At 59.8% G+C, this 13,515-nt stretch carries 10 protein-coding genes and 3 pseudogenes; 3 read left to right on the forward strand and 10 right to left on the reverse strand.

Features of this window, described 5'->3' with window-relative positions:
* The coding region (locus TX83_RS23660) for a hypothetical protein (protein WP_222423741.1) at positions 1 to 180 on the reverse strand (180 nt) is incomplete at its 3' end.
* 156 nt (positions 181 to 336) lie between these two features.
* Between TX83_RS23660 and TX83_RS08890 the strand changes: the two are divergent.
* A pseudogene (locus TX83_RS08890) lies at positions 337 to 1,435 on the forward strand (IS3 family transposase).
* Positions 1,436 to 1,800: 365 nt separating this feature from the next.
* On the opposite strand, the gene TX83_RS08895 reads toward TX83_RS08890, so the two are convergent.
* From TX83_RS08895 to TX83_RS08910, 3 genes and pseudogenes are all read right to left on the reverse strand, one after another.
* Positions 1,801 to 3,570 carry an endo-beta-N-acetylglucosaminidase gene (locus TX83_RS08895; protein WP_079248128.1) on the reverse strand — a complete coding sequence of 590 codons (1,770 nt, stop codon included), beginning with the start codon at positions 3,568 to 3,570 and terminating at the stop codon, positions 1,801 to 1,803.
* Between the two features lie 331 nt (positions 3,571 to 3,901).
* A pseudogene (locus TX83_RS08900) lies at positions 3,902 to 5,005 on the reverse strand (IS3 family transposase).
* 406 nt (positions 5,006 to 5,411) lie between these two features.
* Complete coding sequence (locus TX83_RS08910) at positions 5,412 to 7,931, reverse strand: pre-peptidase C-terminal domain-containing protein (RefSeq protein ID WP_186442559.1); 2,520 nt, start codon at positions 7,929 to 7,931, stop codon at positions 5,412 to 5,414.
* Positions 7,932 to 8,296: 365 nt separating this feature from the next.
* Between TX83_RS08910 and TX83_RS08915 the strand changes: the two genes are divergently transcribed.
* Positions 8,297 to 8,599: an integrase core domain-containing protein gene (locus tag TX83_RS08915; RefSeq protein WP_064747601.1), complete on the forward strand. Its 303-nt coding sequence runs from the start codon at positions 8,297 to 8,299 to the stop codon at positions 8,597 to 8,599.
* Positions 8,600 to 8,649: 50 nt separating this feature from the next.
* On the opposite strand, the gene TX83_RS23290 is transcribed toward TX83_RS08915, so the two are convergent.
* The 6 genes and pseudogenes from TX83_RS23290 to TX83_RS24205 all read right to left on the reverse strand — a co-directional run.
* Positions 8,650 to 8,817, reverse strand: a complete 168-nt coding sequence (locus tag TX83_RS23290; protein WP_186442560.1) for a hypothetical protein — start codon at positions 8,815 to 8,817, stop codon at positions 8,650 to 8,652.
* Positions 8,818 to 9,069: 252 nt separating this feature from the next.
* Positions 9,070 to 9,774 (reverse strand): hypothetical protein, encoded by a 705-nt coding sequence (locus TX83_RS08920; RefSeq protein ID WP_141233431.1) that lies wholly within the window; start codon positions 9,772 to 9,774, stop codon positions 9,070 to 9,072.
* 120 nt (positions 9,775 to 9,894) lie between these two features.
* Positions 9,895 to 10,593, reverse strand: coding sequence for a hypothetical protein (locus TX83_RS08925; protein ID WP_064747603.1), 699 nt, complete (start codon positions 10,591 to 10,593; stop codon positions 9,895 to 9,897).
* Between the two features lie 902 nt (positions 10,594 to 11,495).
* A complete protein-coding gene (locus tag TX83_RS22675; protein WP_141233432.1) occupies positions 11,496 to 11,774 on the reverse strand; it encodes a hypothetical protein in 279 nt (92 codons plus the stop codon).
* A 52-nt stretch (positions 11,775 to 11,826) separates the two neighbouring features.
* Positions 11,827 to 12,300 carry an Hsp20/alpha crystallin family protein gene (locus TX83_RS08930; protein ID WP_428992550.1) on the reverse strand — a complete coding sequence of 158 codons (474 nt, stop codon included), beginning with the start codon at positions 12,298 to 12,300 and terminating at the stop codon, positions 11,827 to 11,829.
* Between the two features lie 255 nt (positions 12,301 to 12,555).
* Positions 12,556 to 12,672 (reverse strand): annotated as a pseudogene (locus TX83_RS24205) (hypothetical protein); the annotation flags it as partial.
* A gap of 375 nt (positions 12,673 to 13,047) precedes the next feature.
* Here TX83_RS24205 and TX83_RS08935 point away from each other — a divergent pair.
* On the forward strand, positions 13,048 to 13,467 hold the full coding sequence (locus TX83_RS08935; protein ID WP_141233434.1) for a hypothetical protein: 420 nt from the start codon (positions 13,048 to 13,050) through the stop codon (positions 13,465 to 13,467).
* Positions 13,468 to 13,515 lie beyond the last annotated feature (48 nt).

A 13,515-nucleotide genomic window follows, 5' to 3' on the forward strand; every position in this document is an offset into this window, starting at 1 on the left:
CGTGGCGGTCTGCGGCGCGACCCGGCCGTACACGGTCAGCGACTGGCCGGTGCCATCAGCCATACAGGCTGTGGACGACACTCCGAGCCATCTGCGCAATCTAGTAACCGGCCGTTCGTAATCCACGATCTGCCGAGTCGCTTCGACATTGAACTCATCAGCGGACTGCTGTGCGCTCATAAGCAGCTCCACTTAAGCCTAGGCTCGGATTACGAGATGCCTACGAAACCCCAGAGTAGTCAACACAATAAGTTGGCGAAAAGGCGAGGGGCCACCTGAAGCGTCCTCGTTAATTCGATCCAATTGGAAGTAGAGTTCCCCACCAAGGAGCTCTGCATGAAAAAGTCGAAGTTCAGCGAAGAACAGATCGTCCGAATCCTGAAAGAAGTCGAGGCCGGTGCGAAGGTCGGAGAGACCTGCCGCAAGCACGGGATCAGCGAGCCGACGTACTACGTCTGGAAATCGAAGTACGCCGGCCTGGAGGTGTCGCAGCTTCGGCACCTGAAGGACGTCGAAGCCGAATTGGCCCGGTTGAAGCGCATGTACGCCGACCTGGCCTTGGAGCACCACGCGCTCAAGGACGTCATGTCGCGAAAGCTCTAAGCCAGGCTCGGCGGCTGGAGCTGAGCTTGGCGATGCAAACCGATCACGGGCTGAGTGCCCGACGTGCCGATCGAACGCTGCGTCTGTCTCGTTCGGCGCGGCATTACCGCCCGCGCGTTCGCGACGATGGGCCGTTGATCGCGGCTATCGAACTGCATCTGAAGGACAACCCGGGCCACGGCTTCGGGTTGCTGTTCGACGGTGTGCTGCGACCGCAGGGCTGGGGCAAGACGCGAGCCTGGCGCGTGTACACCGCGTTGAAGCTCAACTTGCCGCGGCGCGGCAAGCGGCGCCTGCCCGAGCGGATCAGGGAGCCGCTGGAGGTCCCATCCGCCCCAACCACACCTGGTCCGCCGACTTCATGTCCGATGCGCTGTGGTCTGGCCGGCGATTTCGCACCTTCAACGTCAACGACGACTTCAACCGGGAATCGATGTCGATCGACATCGACAGCAGCCTGCCATCGGCCCGTATCGTTCGCGCCCAGGACGAACTCGTCGAGGTGCGCGGCACACCCAAGCGGTTACGTTTGGACAATGGCCCGGAGTTCATCAGCGAGGCATTGAAGCAATGGGCCAAGCGTCATAGCGTCGATCTGGTCCACATCCAGCCCGGCAAGCCGACCCAGAACGCCTACATCGAGCGGTTCAATCGTACGTTCCGCACCGAAGTGCTGGACCGGTTCGTGTTCACCACGCTCGATGAGGTCAGGCGCATGGTCGAGGACTGGCGCCACCGTTACAACCATCATCGCCCGCACCGTTCGCTGGGCGGGCTTTCGCCACATCACTACGCGGTGGCAAACTCGTCACCTACCTCTACTTTCAAATGACTCGAAAGAACGAGGACGCTTCACTCCGAAATCGCACGCGCCCGCTCGCAAGCACCATCTCCACATGAAGGGATAGCGACCCGAGGAGGGGGGATTTGACCACCCTCGCACTCACATAAATATCCCTTGTTCACTCTCATACATTCCGCGAACCGCGTCTTGGCCATGGACGTTGGGTCGACGACCAAGACGAAACTCGTAAAGAAATGCACGCCTTCGGACCGAGTCCGAAGGGAGGGCGGGGCTGCGGGGGCGGCCGAATGCCGCCCCCGTCATCTTCACTTTGCCTTGTTGGGAATGGATTGCGCTAGGAGCGCGCTATGGCCAAGACCAGCGACTACGCTTGAACATGGCCGGGCATGAGCTTATTGAGGAGCTGTCCCCTTGGCCCATAATTCGTTGTAGAAATTATAATAAGAAAATCCCTCCCGATTGATTTGCATCACCAAGTCGAGCAAGGGAAATTGGCCGTAGGCTTCATAGCCATTCGAATAGCTCGGGATGGCTTCAACCACCTTATGGGTAGGCACCTGGAGGATGCAGGACCGATCTTGGGCCACGCCGTAATGAGCGGCCTGCTCGGCGGTCACCCGGTTACAGGTCACGCCCTGCTGCGGATTCGACACTGGATTCGCCCGGTAGTTCCATACATGCGGGTGAATGTCGATGACGTTATTGGAGCGGATGTTTCCGCGCCCGTCGCCAGAGGTCCTGGGCGCTTCCTTTTCCCACCACTTGAATGCGGGCATGTACTGGGCAAACAACGGATCGAGGAAGTTGATGCGAGGATCGCTGTCCGCCCAGCCGGACCATGCGAGGATATCGCTGCGCGTGCTCACCCAGGAGGTCGCGTTTTCCTGATACTCCAGGGGATTGTTGAACTCAAGCACTTCGGCCTGCAGACCGTCTTCCGAGAATTCCAGATAGCAGTTGCCGGCGCATTGTTGGCCCGAGTTTTTGGCGGTGACTTGCCAACTCTGCTCATTCGGGTTAGTCCAGGGATCTGGAATCACCGACTGCAGATTGATTTTGACTACCGTAGTGGGAAGCGGCGAACTCGTATCGCCGCCACACAACGCAGTCTCATCCTTCCCGATCGGATAGCGGGCTTGCGCGTACTGCTTGAAGCCCGGCCATTCGCCCGCCCCGTTAAAATACTGGCATTGGGTCGCTTGGGCAGCCTTGATCCTCAGCGGCCACGTTCTGCCTTTCGGCGTGTTGCGAAGAAAAACTTCGTCCAAGTACATCAGATATGTCTTTTCTTGACCCTCGAACTTCTTCTTGGTGTATTCGGGGTCGATGCCGAGCGCGAGGTCCAGACCATGGAAAGTGGGGTTGGTTTTGCCGAAATCCGCGATATGCGCGTCGGTAACGACTCCGCCAAGCGTTTTATCGGACGACCCCGTATAGACGATGAACTCCACACCTCTGGCCTTGAACTTTGGAAAGATGTGATTCAACAGACGCCGCATCTGAATGGTGTCCTGCGAATTCGAATTCGCAAAACCTTGCTCAATGTTGAGGAACCAGCCGTCCAGTTTCAGCTGCTTGGCGATCTCCTCCAGTCGGAGCAGCGCGTCGATATTGAAGTCCGCCAGTTCGGTTGCATCCCAGTTCCAGGGATCCTTCAATGAACCGATCAGCGTATTGACCATTCCATCGTTGCCCTTTTCGGCATCGATGTACACGGTGCCGTAGATCTTGACCCCGTTCTCATGCGCCGCGCTGACCCAGTTGGGGTCGGGAGCGATCACATGAGCCCCCGTATCCTGCTCTCCCCCCATGAAGATCATCTTGCGGATGAAGGCCCAGTTATTGAAGGTCACTGGCGGAGGCGCGCCTTCCGGATAGGCTTTGACGGCATGAGAACGGGTTCGATATATCGCCGTGAATTCGGCTCCGGGGTCGACACGACCGTCAACCATCCACCTTGAGGCCATGTCGGTGTTCAGCGGAACACTAGATGGCGCGGGCCGATTCGACGAGACAATGGGGTTGTTACCCAAGAGATAGTCGAAACCCTCTGAGTTGCTGTTCCTGTCCAACGCCCAGGTATAGGTTTCTAGTTCGGCGGCCATACTGCTGGCGCTGGCAAGAAGACACAGAGATATCGCGATCGACACGTTGCGTTTCATTCATCATCCTTCGACTTAGTTCTGTATGCGGATAACAACCAAAATGTGCTGACGACGCTTTCGCCGAAGAACAAAAGGACCAAACGACAAAAGGCAGGACCGCACATTCATTTCAACGTATTACCTCTCCGCTGGCCTTGGAATGGGCAATTGTCTTAGCCCCATTTGCTGTTGAGACACTCATCGTCCAGGCGACAGTGCTGATTGAGCAGGAGATTGATCGCCGCCCTCAGCGTGCTAACCAAGAACGCAGGATTGCGGAACGGACTGTTCTTCGACATCTGTCAAATTCCTTGGGCGCACGAGGGCGCCGCTGTCACCTCCCCGCAAATCAGTGCCAACCAACACTAGAGGTCGCCGGGTCGTTCCGAACTCGGAACTCGGCGGGTGTTAGACCGCCCAGGCTGTCATGGGGTATCTCGCCGTTGTAGTCGCACAGCCGCTGTTCGGTGTGTTCGCGAACCTCGTTCAGGGTTCGAAATACGTGCATGTCCAACACGCCGCGTCGGTAGCTGCCGTTGAAGCGTTCGATAAAGCCGTTCTGCATCGGCCGGACCGGCTCGATGAAATCCAGGGCGATCCCTTTGCGCTCAGCCCGCTCGGCCAGCGCCAAGGCGATGAACTCCGGGCCGTTGTCCAACCGCAGCTTGCGGGGGTAACCGCGCCAAGCGGCAGCGCGCTCCAAGGTGCGGACGGCTCGGGTAGCCGGTAGATTCAGATCGACTTCGATCGCCAATGCTTCGCGACTGAAGTTGTCGATGACATTGAAGGTGCGAAAGCGTCGGCCATCCCACAGCGCGTCGGACATGAAGTCGATCGACCAACTCCCGTTGATCTACTCGCCGGCTACCAGTGGCAAAGGATGCCGGCTAGGTAGTCGTTTCTTGCCGCGACGTCGGTGATTGAGCTGCATCAAGCAATACACCCGCCACACTCGCTTGTGGTTCCAAGGCTGCCCCCGGCGCCGTATCAACTGAAACAGCTTGTCGAATCCGCGCTCGGGAAACCGTTCTGCCAGCTCCGCCAACAGCGCAATGACTTCCTCGTCGCGATCCGGCCGCTTTCGATAGCGCACCGTCGATCGCGACAGGCCGATCGCCGTACAAGCCCGGCGCTCGCTCCAGTCGTAGTGTTCCATCAACCACGCGGCCAGCGGGCGCTGGTGCGCCGGGATCAGAGCTTTTTTGCGATGACATCCTTCAAGGCATGGTTTTCCATCGCCAGTTCGGCGTACATCCGTTTGAGCTTGTTCGGCTTCCAAATCCCGCAGCCGCTGCACATCCGCCGCCTCCATGCCGCCGTACTTGGATTTCCACACGTAGTACGTCGCCTCGGAAATGCCTAACTCCCGACAGACGTCCTTGACTTGGCGGCCGCCTTCGACCTGCTTGAGTGTCGCGACGATCTGGCTTTCCGTGAACTTGCTCTTGCGCATCTTGGTCTCCTTCGGGCTAGTTTGCCTGGAGACCTCTGGCTATTGATGGAGTGAGTTTACGCGGAAGTGACACAGCCACTGCGTTGGGCCAGTCCGAAGCGCCATATGGCGGACAACGCAGATTCGTATTAAGTCAATCGTAGTGCCCTGCAAGACGGCTTCCTCGTGCATCGTCAGCGCGCCGGCATCGCGCAGCACTCTGGCTTCGACAACCAAGCCGGACAAAGTGCGATGGTCTTCGGAAAGTCCACCGACCACCAAGCGGATGTGCATCATACGGTTAACTTCTGAATTGACGCGCCGCAGGGCGGATTCGACCACAAGACCAGACGATGAAAAGGCGCCGTGCGACCCGCACGGCGCCTTGGATCACGCGCCTAAAGTTCGTCTTAGTAAGACGCCGCCACTATCGGTAGCTTCCTGCCACACTCATCCCCGAGAAATCGGACCAGCCGTTCACCATTACGTAGTATGTGCCAGCCTGGACATTGGAGATCCGACAGGTTTCCAGGCCGCTACCGAGGTTGGCACGACATTCGTAGTTCGTTGCGGTCGGAGATGAGCCACGCTTGACGTATAGATCCGCGTCGCCGCGGTACCCGCTTATCGTGAAGACCAGATCCGTTGCTCCGAACGGAACCGTCATAGCCCAGTATTGATAGCTTCCCTGTGCGCCAGCGACATTGTTCACGGAAACACCGTTACTCAGCGTTCCGAACGATCCGCTCGGACTGTCGCTGGTCGCGTAGCTGCCAACCAGACGCATACCGGAATAGGCCGTATAGCCGTTCACCAGAATATGATAGGTACCGGCTTTCGAATCGGACAGCCGGCAGGTTTCCGCACCGGCTCCCAAGTACGCGCGGCAGTCGTAGTTTGTCGGCGTCGGTGCGGAACCGTACTTGACGTAGAGGTCAGCATCGCCGGTGTAGCCACTGGTGGCGAACTGCACATTGGACGCCCCCGACGGCACCTGCATGGTCCAGAACCGATAGCTTCCCGTAGCCCCAGACAAGCCGGTCTGTGCAACGCCGTTGACTAGAACTGCCGCACCGCCTTCCTCATAGCTGCCGACCAAGCTCATTCCGGAGAACGCGGACCAACCGTTCACCATCACATGATAAGTGCCTGCTTGCGAGGTAGGTATGTTGCAGGTCTCTGCGCCCGCCCCCAGGTTCGCGCGGCAGTCGTAGCTGGTCGTGGTCGGTGCGGAGCCGTATTTGACGTACAAGTCGGCATCGCCGCTGTATCCGCTGATCGAAAATTTCAGCCGCGACGCACCCGGCGGCACGAGCAGGGTCCAATGCTGATAGCTCCCCATAGAACCCGAAATACCAGTGACGGGCACGCGATTGCTCAAGGATGCGCCGCTGGATACCGGTGCCGAAACCGTCACCGATTTGCTAGTCGAACGACTGACTCCACGATTGTCGGTTACCGTCAGGGTAACGGTATAAGTACCGGCTTTGGCGTAGGTTCGGCTTGGCGCAGCGTCGGTCGACGAAGTGCCATCGCCGAAGCTCCAACTCCGGGACACGATGCTGCCATCGCTATCAACCGATCGGTCCGCGAAAGTCACTGCCAGGTCCTTGGCCGTAAAAGAGAAGTCTGCAACCGGGGCTAGGTTCACCGGCGCCGCTCCGCGAAAAGCAGCTACACGATGCTTGTTCTCGATCAGAACGCGCCGATTATCGTTCAAATCAGCGGTGCCGAGGCTACGACCGTTATAGGTAAGTTCCGGGCTGGAATAGTAATTCACTCGCGCCGAGCTGACCGACCAACCGGGACAACTCCAAGCATAGGTCATGATGGTGCCGAGCGATCCGTCCGCCGCGCAATGACCTTGGCCGTAGCGGAAGTAGCTGTTGCCGCCGGGGTTGGTATAGCTATCGTGGCCAGCCCCTAGCAAATGGGATATTTCGTGGCCGACCGTATAGTTGTTGATCATGCTATGTACGGACACCAGAGCAATCGCCTTCGACTCATCGGCATTCAAATGGGCTATGCCGGAAATAAACCCTTGTGGGCGAGTTATCAGCAAAACAACATCGGCGGACTCTGCGTTTCGCGCCGTATGGATCTGGTCCATATAGCCGTCAGCTGGATTGATCGCTCGTTCTAAATTGACAAATTGATCGGAACCCGACGGATAATCCATTTCCAGGATGTTGCTCGTCAGCTCGAGCGTAATCCCGGTCCTAGAATTGCTGTAGCCAAGATTAGCTTCCGCGATGCCGCGCTCCACCAAGGAACGAATGTCCGCGCCATAGCTAGCGATCGCATCTTTGGTAACAGCTGCCATCACGCGGATGGTTACCTGCTCGCCCGCGTTCAACGCGGCAGGACCGACCGCACCAGTCGCCAGGCGTTGCGGGTACGATTGCGCTGGCTTTGGCGCACCTCCCGGCGAGCTCAACACTTCGTCGTGCCCTGAAGCCGACTCCTCGACACGCTCCACGGCGTGTTCGCCATTCGACAACGGGCGGATGCTGAACAGCGCGCCGTTGATACGCACGCTGCCGGTGACGTTGTCGCCGCGACGCACCAAAATCACGGAATTCAGCGCGTCGTGAACCACCTCGCGTCCGGTCATACGGCGCGACTTTGAGGTTTCGCGTACATGGCCGACCCAAAGTAGGCTGCCGCTGTCCGTATGCCTTGCGCTTTCCAACACCAAGGTCACTCGATCTCCGCCGAGATCGACCTCGATTTCAGAGCTATTCTCCGATACCGTCGCGGCGTTGAGTTTCATTATCCGCAATTGCGAAGCGCCCGGAGATCCGGCCGCACCCGTCACGCGCAAGCTCGTCGCCGACGGTTTGATTTCTCCCACAAACAAGGGCTGACCGGCCTGGGCGTAGGAGCCGAGAGCCAAGACACCGAATGCGATCAGGGGGCGTAGGGAAGCACTAGCTTTTGAAGTCATGGCATCGTTCCATTGGTTTCCGTTGTTTGATTTCCTTGGCTCGCAACGGGCGACCCGCGCGCTGCGATTTACCACTAGCCCCTTAACCTTCGGCCTTGCAAGCGGGCTGTGAAGCTCGTCGACCGACCCTTGCATGCGCGAGGGTTCGCGAATATTTCTGTCGGAAGCCACAACGCACCATGAATGTGCACGCATGGCTAAATTATCTAAGAATATTCCTAGTTCTACCTCCGCATTTGTACTAGTTGATCCGCCCCCCCACTGAGCCATACCACGTAAAGCTGTAAAGTCCGCCAACCCACGAGGACGGACGTGCGCAAGAGTCGATTCACTAACGAGGTGCGTGGCGCCCCAAACGATTGCGTTTGGACAATGGCCTGGAGCTCATCAGCGCCACATTGAAGCAATGGGCCAAGCGCCACAGCGTCGATCTGGTCCAGATCCAGCCCGGAAAGCCGCCCCAGAACGCCTACATCGAGCGATTCAACCGCACGTTCCGCGCCGAATCGCTGGACCGGTTCGCTTTCATCGCGCTGGATGAAGCCCGGCGCATTGCCGAGGACTGGCGCCACCGTTACACCCACCATCGACCGCGCCGATCGATGGGCGGCCTTTCACCACATCACTACGCGATGGAAAACTTGCCATCTACCTCTAGTTTCAAGTGACTCGAAAGAACGAGGACGCTTCAGCGAATCGGCAGGCGCATACGGGCGGCTCACGTGTGGGGATCGCGCGGCGACCGGGTGCGCGTCGCAGCCGTTGGCGCCGTCGCGGCCTCGGCCAGGCGTACCTCGACCGCGGCCGCGCGCAGGGTTCGCAGCAACGCGAGGGCGATGTCGAGATGGGCGAAGCGGCAGACACTGCCGAGCTTGGCAGTCAGCACGGCCTCGTGCAGGGTTGTAGCCGCGCGCGGCGCCGGGACGGGCGAGTTCGATCAACGTGGCCCTGGGGCAGCGCGTTCTTCGACGCGGGCTCCCGATACACGTGGATGCGGGCGACGCTGCGCGCGTTCATGGGCACCGACAAGTCCGGCCGCGGGCGCGGCCCCGGACATGACGTGCAATTACGTGAAGTGCAGGTGCCAAGCGCTGGACCGACGTGCGGCCAGCAACGCGAATCTTGCGACCACGCCGCCTTACCGCACGGACTTGTCCAGTTGCTGCAGGTCCTGGAGGGCAGCGACTGCCGAAAACACCGTCGACACCAAGACGCCGCACTCCCGCCCGCAAGCGGCGTTGCCGAGCAGCAGACCGGCGACGTCCGCTGCGACGACTTCCCAAGGAAAGCTTCGCCCTGCCGTGGTGACGAGCGGCCGCTGTCGCGACCACAGTTCCAGTGAGTATCGGGCGGTTGCGATCGCGGCCAGAACTTCCAGATCGCCGTCGCTGCGTCCGAGCTGTCCTATCGCCTTCGCTTCGAGCGCCTTCAGCTCCCGACTCGCGGCCTCGGGGTCGGCTGCGCCGGCGAAGACCCGGTCGATATCTTTAAAATAGGCGAACTGCGCGGGATCGAAGCGGCTGTGCAGCGAACGCAGGTTGTCGGCCAGCGTCAGGCGCGGATCTGGGCGAAGACTGCCGGCGATCTGCGCATACTCGCGAACAAATTCATCGGCATCTTCGTCCTTGCGCGCGCCGCATTTCCGCACCAGCGAATCGGCGAGAACGAGTTCGCCGCCACCGGCGTAGTTGACTATCAAGCAGCCCGCATAAGCGTTATGCGCCACGCCTACGCCATGCATAGGGTTGTAGCTGTAATTTTCTGACGACGGAAAACTTTGACATGCGCCGGGCAAGGACGCCAAGGACAAGGCGATGCCCAGGGAGGTGGCAAGAAGTTTCATGAGGAGTCCTCTGGCTCGTTAGCGGTGGAGCGGCCCTCGTTGCCTCTGCTTGACGCACGGGGCGCCGTTTGGGAAGGCTGGCCGAGCGGGAGGCCCGTTGCCGGGCCCCCGCACCAGCGATCAATCGTTGTCGCCCCAGACTTCGAAGGCGGTCGAAATCGATTGGATGGCCGCGTTGACCCAGCCGCAAAGCTTGCCGCAGGCCTTCACCCCGCTTACGAAGCCGGTGGCATCGGCGATCGCCACCTGCAGCCATCCCGGAATCTTGCCCTGCGCCGAAGCAGCGATGGGATTCTGCTGGGTCCACAACTCGGTCGAATGCCGAGCGGTGCTGATCGCGCCGAGTACCGCCAGGTCGTCATCGCTGCGGCCCAGGTACTTGATGGCCTGATCCTCCAGTGCCTTCAGGCCGCGATCGGCTTCTTCCGGGCTGGCCGCTTCGGCCAGGATGCGGTCCACGTCTTCGAAATAGGCGAACTGCTCGACGGTGAAACTGGAGCGGTACGCGCGCAGATTCTCCGCCATCGACAAGCGGGTGTCGCCGCGGGTCGCATTAGCCAGTTCAATGTGCTTTCGGATGAACCCGGCGTCGTCGCCCTCGGTCGGCGTGCCGCAGCGTTTGACCAAGTTCTCGACATGCGCTGAGACGCCGCCGCCGGTGTAGTTCGCGGCCATGCAGCCGGTGTAGGCGTTGTGGGCTACGCCGACTCCGTTCATCGGGTTGTCGCTGTATCGTTCCGATGAGACGAAGCTTTGGCTGAAGGCGGGAAGAGAAGCCAGGGAAAGGCCGATCGCGAGCAAAGCGGTGCGGTAATGCATGGCAGATCCTCTTGGTTGGAAGCGGCGGGGAAACGTCCGTTCAGATGAAGCCGGCGGTCTCGACCGGACTTCGTTCGACGCATCCTTGCGCCAAGTCCAAACTAGACAAACGGCCTGCGTGGCTTCCAGGTCGAAAAGGGGAAAAGGCGGGAATAAGTCGGGCACGTCCCGAGCTCGAACAGCCGCCGCGCGCCATGCAGCGCTCTGGCAGAATTTACTTTTTCGATCAATGAGATGAGGGGCAGAATATTCCCGGCATCTGCCCGTCGACGGCCGTCCGTAGGCGTTGCGTCACCGTGCGTTTGGGTCGCCAGGCAGTGATCGCCGCCGCCGAACCGCCCGGCATCAAGTAAGTACACTGAATGCATTCATGCGGTCGCCGATATGTGACCAGATACGACCTGCGACCTCCGTCGGTAGGCGTGCGCGCCATACGTACTGTTTGTTCGCAACGCTGAGGCACTGCACATCGAGTGCGGGCGAGCTGCCTTGGGGAATCAGCAGGTCGGCGTTCGACGAAGGGTGAAAAGCTCAACGGGGCGGCGTATCCCGATGAGCTCGGAAGCACATGCAACGTGCTTCGCCTTGGCTCAGCGTCTCAAGGCAAGCGCCCGCGGATCGCGGCTATCGTAATGACGGGTATTCTCCTGCTCGGCCGGCTGCTCCAGCAGCGGGGCCTATGGCAAGACTCCCCGCTGAGCAGGCCGGCGGCCAGAACGTGCTCGACGCGATCGAACGGCTCCGCAAGACCGGAACCCTGGCCGACATCAAGACCGGCGGGATCGGTTCGGCAGTCGCGCAAGACCGGAGCCTCGTTGCCTGGGATCGGCTACGGGCAGCGCGATATGCCGCTCCAGGCAGTACTCGTCGTGCGACGGAACGCTGGCGGATCGATCGCTCGATCAGGTCGGCTTCTGAGATAAATGATCTACCGCCACGTCTACCAGTTGGACCGTCCATTCTTCCGCGAAGCGGTCGCATCGCTCACGCACTAAGTCGCTCTCGCGGCTGGTACTCGGTAGGGCCGACTTGCACTCGGTGGAGTCGGCCAGCACCGCTCGCCATTTCTCCAATAGCTGATTGGGGTATGGATGAGTCTTCACTAGACTCAGAAGCACTAAGTGCTGAACGGCGATTTGCGCCTGCAGTGAGGAAACGGTCTCTTCGGTGATGCGGTCCATAGCGACCCCGCTGGTGAAAAAAGCGGCCCGCGAGCGCGGGCCGCTGAAAAGGTCAGGCGTTATGCACCAAGCCCACTGGGATGCGGCGCGGCGTCGTTTCCGGTCGCTTGGGAATCACGATCTCCAGAACACCGTTGCGGCCGGACGCCGAGATCCCATCGGGATCGGCACTGTCGGGCAGCGCGAATCGGCGATGGAACGAGCCGGTGCGACGCTCGCTGCGGGCGACAGACTGCGACTCCACTTGACGATCCAGTCGTCGGTCGCCGCGAATGGTCAGAATGCCCTTCTCCATTTGGACGTCGATCTCCTTGGGATCGACGCCGGGAAGGTCGGCGAGGATCACGAATTTGTCGTTTTCCTCCAGGATGTCGACGAGCGGTACCCATTGGCTCGTAACGACCGACGATTCGTCGCTCGTGGTGCTACGCAGAAATGCGTCGTTGAAGAACTGATCCAGAAGTTGCCGCATCGGATCGTTGCTCTTCGCCGCAGTCTGCATCGGCCATTGGGGATTGCGAACCATAGCGTTCATGGCAAGGTCTCCACTGGTCAATAAGGACGGCCAACCCCGTCCGACGGCTCAATAGGGGACGCCTCGCCAGTTTCAAGACCCTGCCGCAGCCCGAACTCGCGCGTTCATTTTTCGTTCACCTCCCGAAAGGCCGCTACTACCGCGAAGCCTCGCTCGAACAGAGCTTGCGGGTTGCGACCATCTGGCCGTCGAGCATTCAGGGTTGAGCCTCGGCTGCCGTTGATTGAGTCCTTGCGCTGGTAGCGTTCATCGAGCGCCGAGTTCTTGTACGCCGATTCGATGCCGTCCTCTACGCCGCCCTTCGCCGTAGAGCTCGTTAGCGAGAATGATCTCGTGGTCGGCTGCTTTCAAGGCAAACCGACTTTTTTCTCCGAAGCATCAGCGTCGATCCGACTGCTGTACGCGTGGAGCTCTTAGCACTCGTCGGCTACGGATGCTTTTGCGAGCGAAGTCGCAATGGCGCGAAATAGAAGGCGAATTTTGTGAGGCTAATCAAGCATCGACCAAAAACATTGGCCGTCGCTTGCGCTTGACAGCGTAGTAGCTGGCGATGCGCTAAGACCCAGATGCTCGAACCTAAGACGGACGCCAGAACGGTAGCGCCCATTCGGGCGTCCTTTCCGGCAAGCACGTGCGATGCCGCACCGGTTCCCTGGAGCCCGCGGCAAGACAGCCGACGAAGGCAGCGGTGGCGCTTCACCCAATCCCGGAAGCCAATCAATATAAGGAGATTCCATCGTGGGCATCCAATGGTCGGCCCCTCAATCCTTGGACTACATCCCCAACGGCAAGCTTGTGACGTTCACAGCGATGCATCAGGCCGAATACACCCAGTACGTCCAGGTCATCGACGCTAGCGGCAATCCCATCAGTTTCTATTGCCTCGACGGCACTCAGGAGACCTTCCCGATCTCGGGAAGCGGCGTCAATGTCGGCTTCCTCCAGAACGGCGCCGGCAGGTTCACCATGGCGGACGGGATGCAAGTCCAGTTCGGCAGCAGCGGGCCTTACGTTCCGAAGGTCTCGGCGGGCAATCCTGTCGTGTTCTTCATCAACAAGGTACTCGGCGGGGGCAATCTGTACGTGACGGAAGACGGTACCGATAACGATTACAACGATACCAACTTCGTTATCCAGTGGTACCAGTACGTGGGCTGATCCCGCCTGCGCCCCCGATCGCGACTGAAGCGGGCGGCGCGATACCTC

This window comes from Lysobacter antibioticus HS124, assembly GCF_000336385.2.
GTDB lineage: Bacteria > Pseudomonadota > Gammaproteobacteria > Xanthomonadales > Xanthomonadaceae > Lysobacter > Lysobacter firmicutimachus.

What these genes read in the sequence shown, in the direction of transcription:
- TX83_RS08895 (WP_079248128.1), bottom strand. Translation starts at nt 3,570, where the DNA reads ATGAAACGCAACGTGTCGATCGCGATATCTCTGTGTCTTCTTGCCAGC.
- TX83_RS08910 (WP_186442559.1), bottom strand. Translation starts at nt 7,931, where the DNA reads ATGACTTCAAAAGCTAGTGCTTCCCTACGCCCCCTGATCGCATTCGGT.
- TX83_RS08920 (WP_141233431.1), bottom strand. Translation starts at nt 9,774, where the DNA reads ATGAAACTTCTTGCCACCTCCCTGGGCATCGCCTTGTCCTTGGCGTCC.
- TX83_RS08925 (WP_064747603.1), bottom strand. Translation starts at nt 10,593, where the DNA reads ATGCATTACCGCACCGCTTTGCTCGCGATCGGCCTTTCCCTGGCTTCT.
- TX83_RS22675 (WP_141233432.1), bottom strand. Translation starts at nt 11,774, where the DNA reads ATGGACCGCATCACCGAAGAGACCGTTTCCTCACTGCAGGCGCAAATC.
- TX83_RS08930 (WP_428992550.1), bottom strand. Translation starts at nt 12,300, where the DNA reads ATGGTTCGCAATCCCCAATGGCCGATGCAGACTGCGGCGAAGAGCAAC.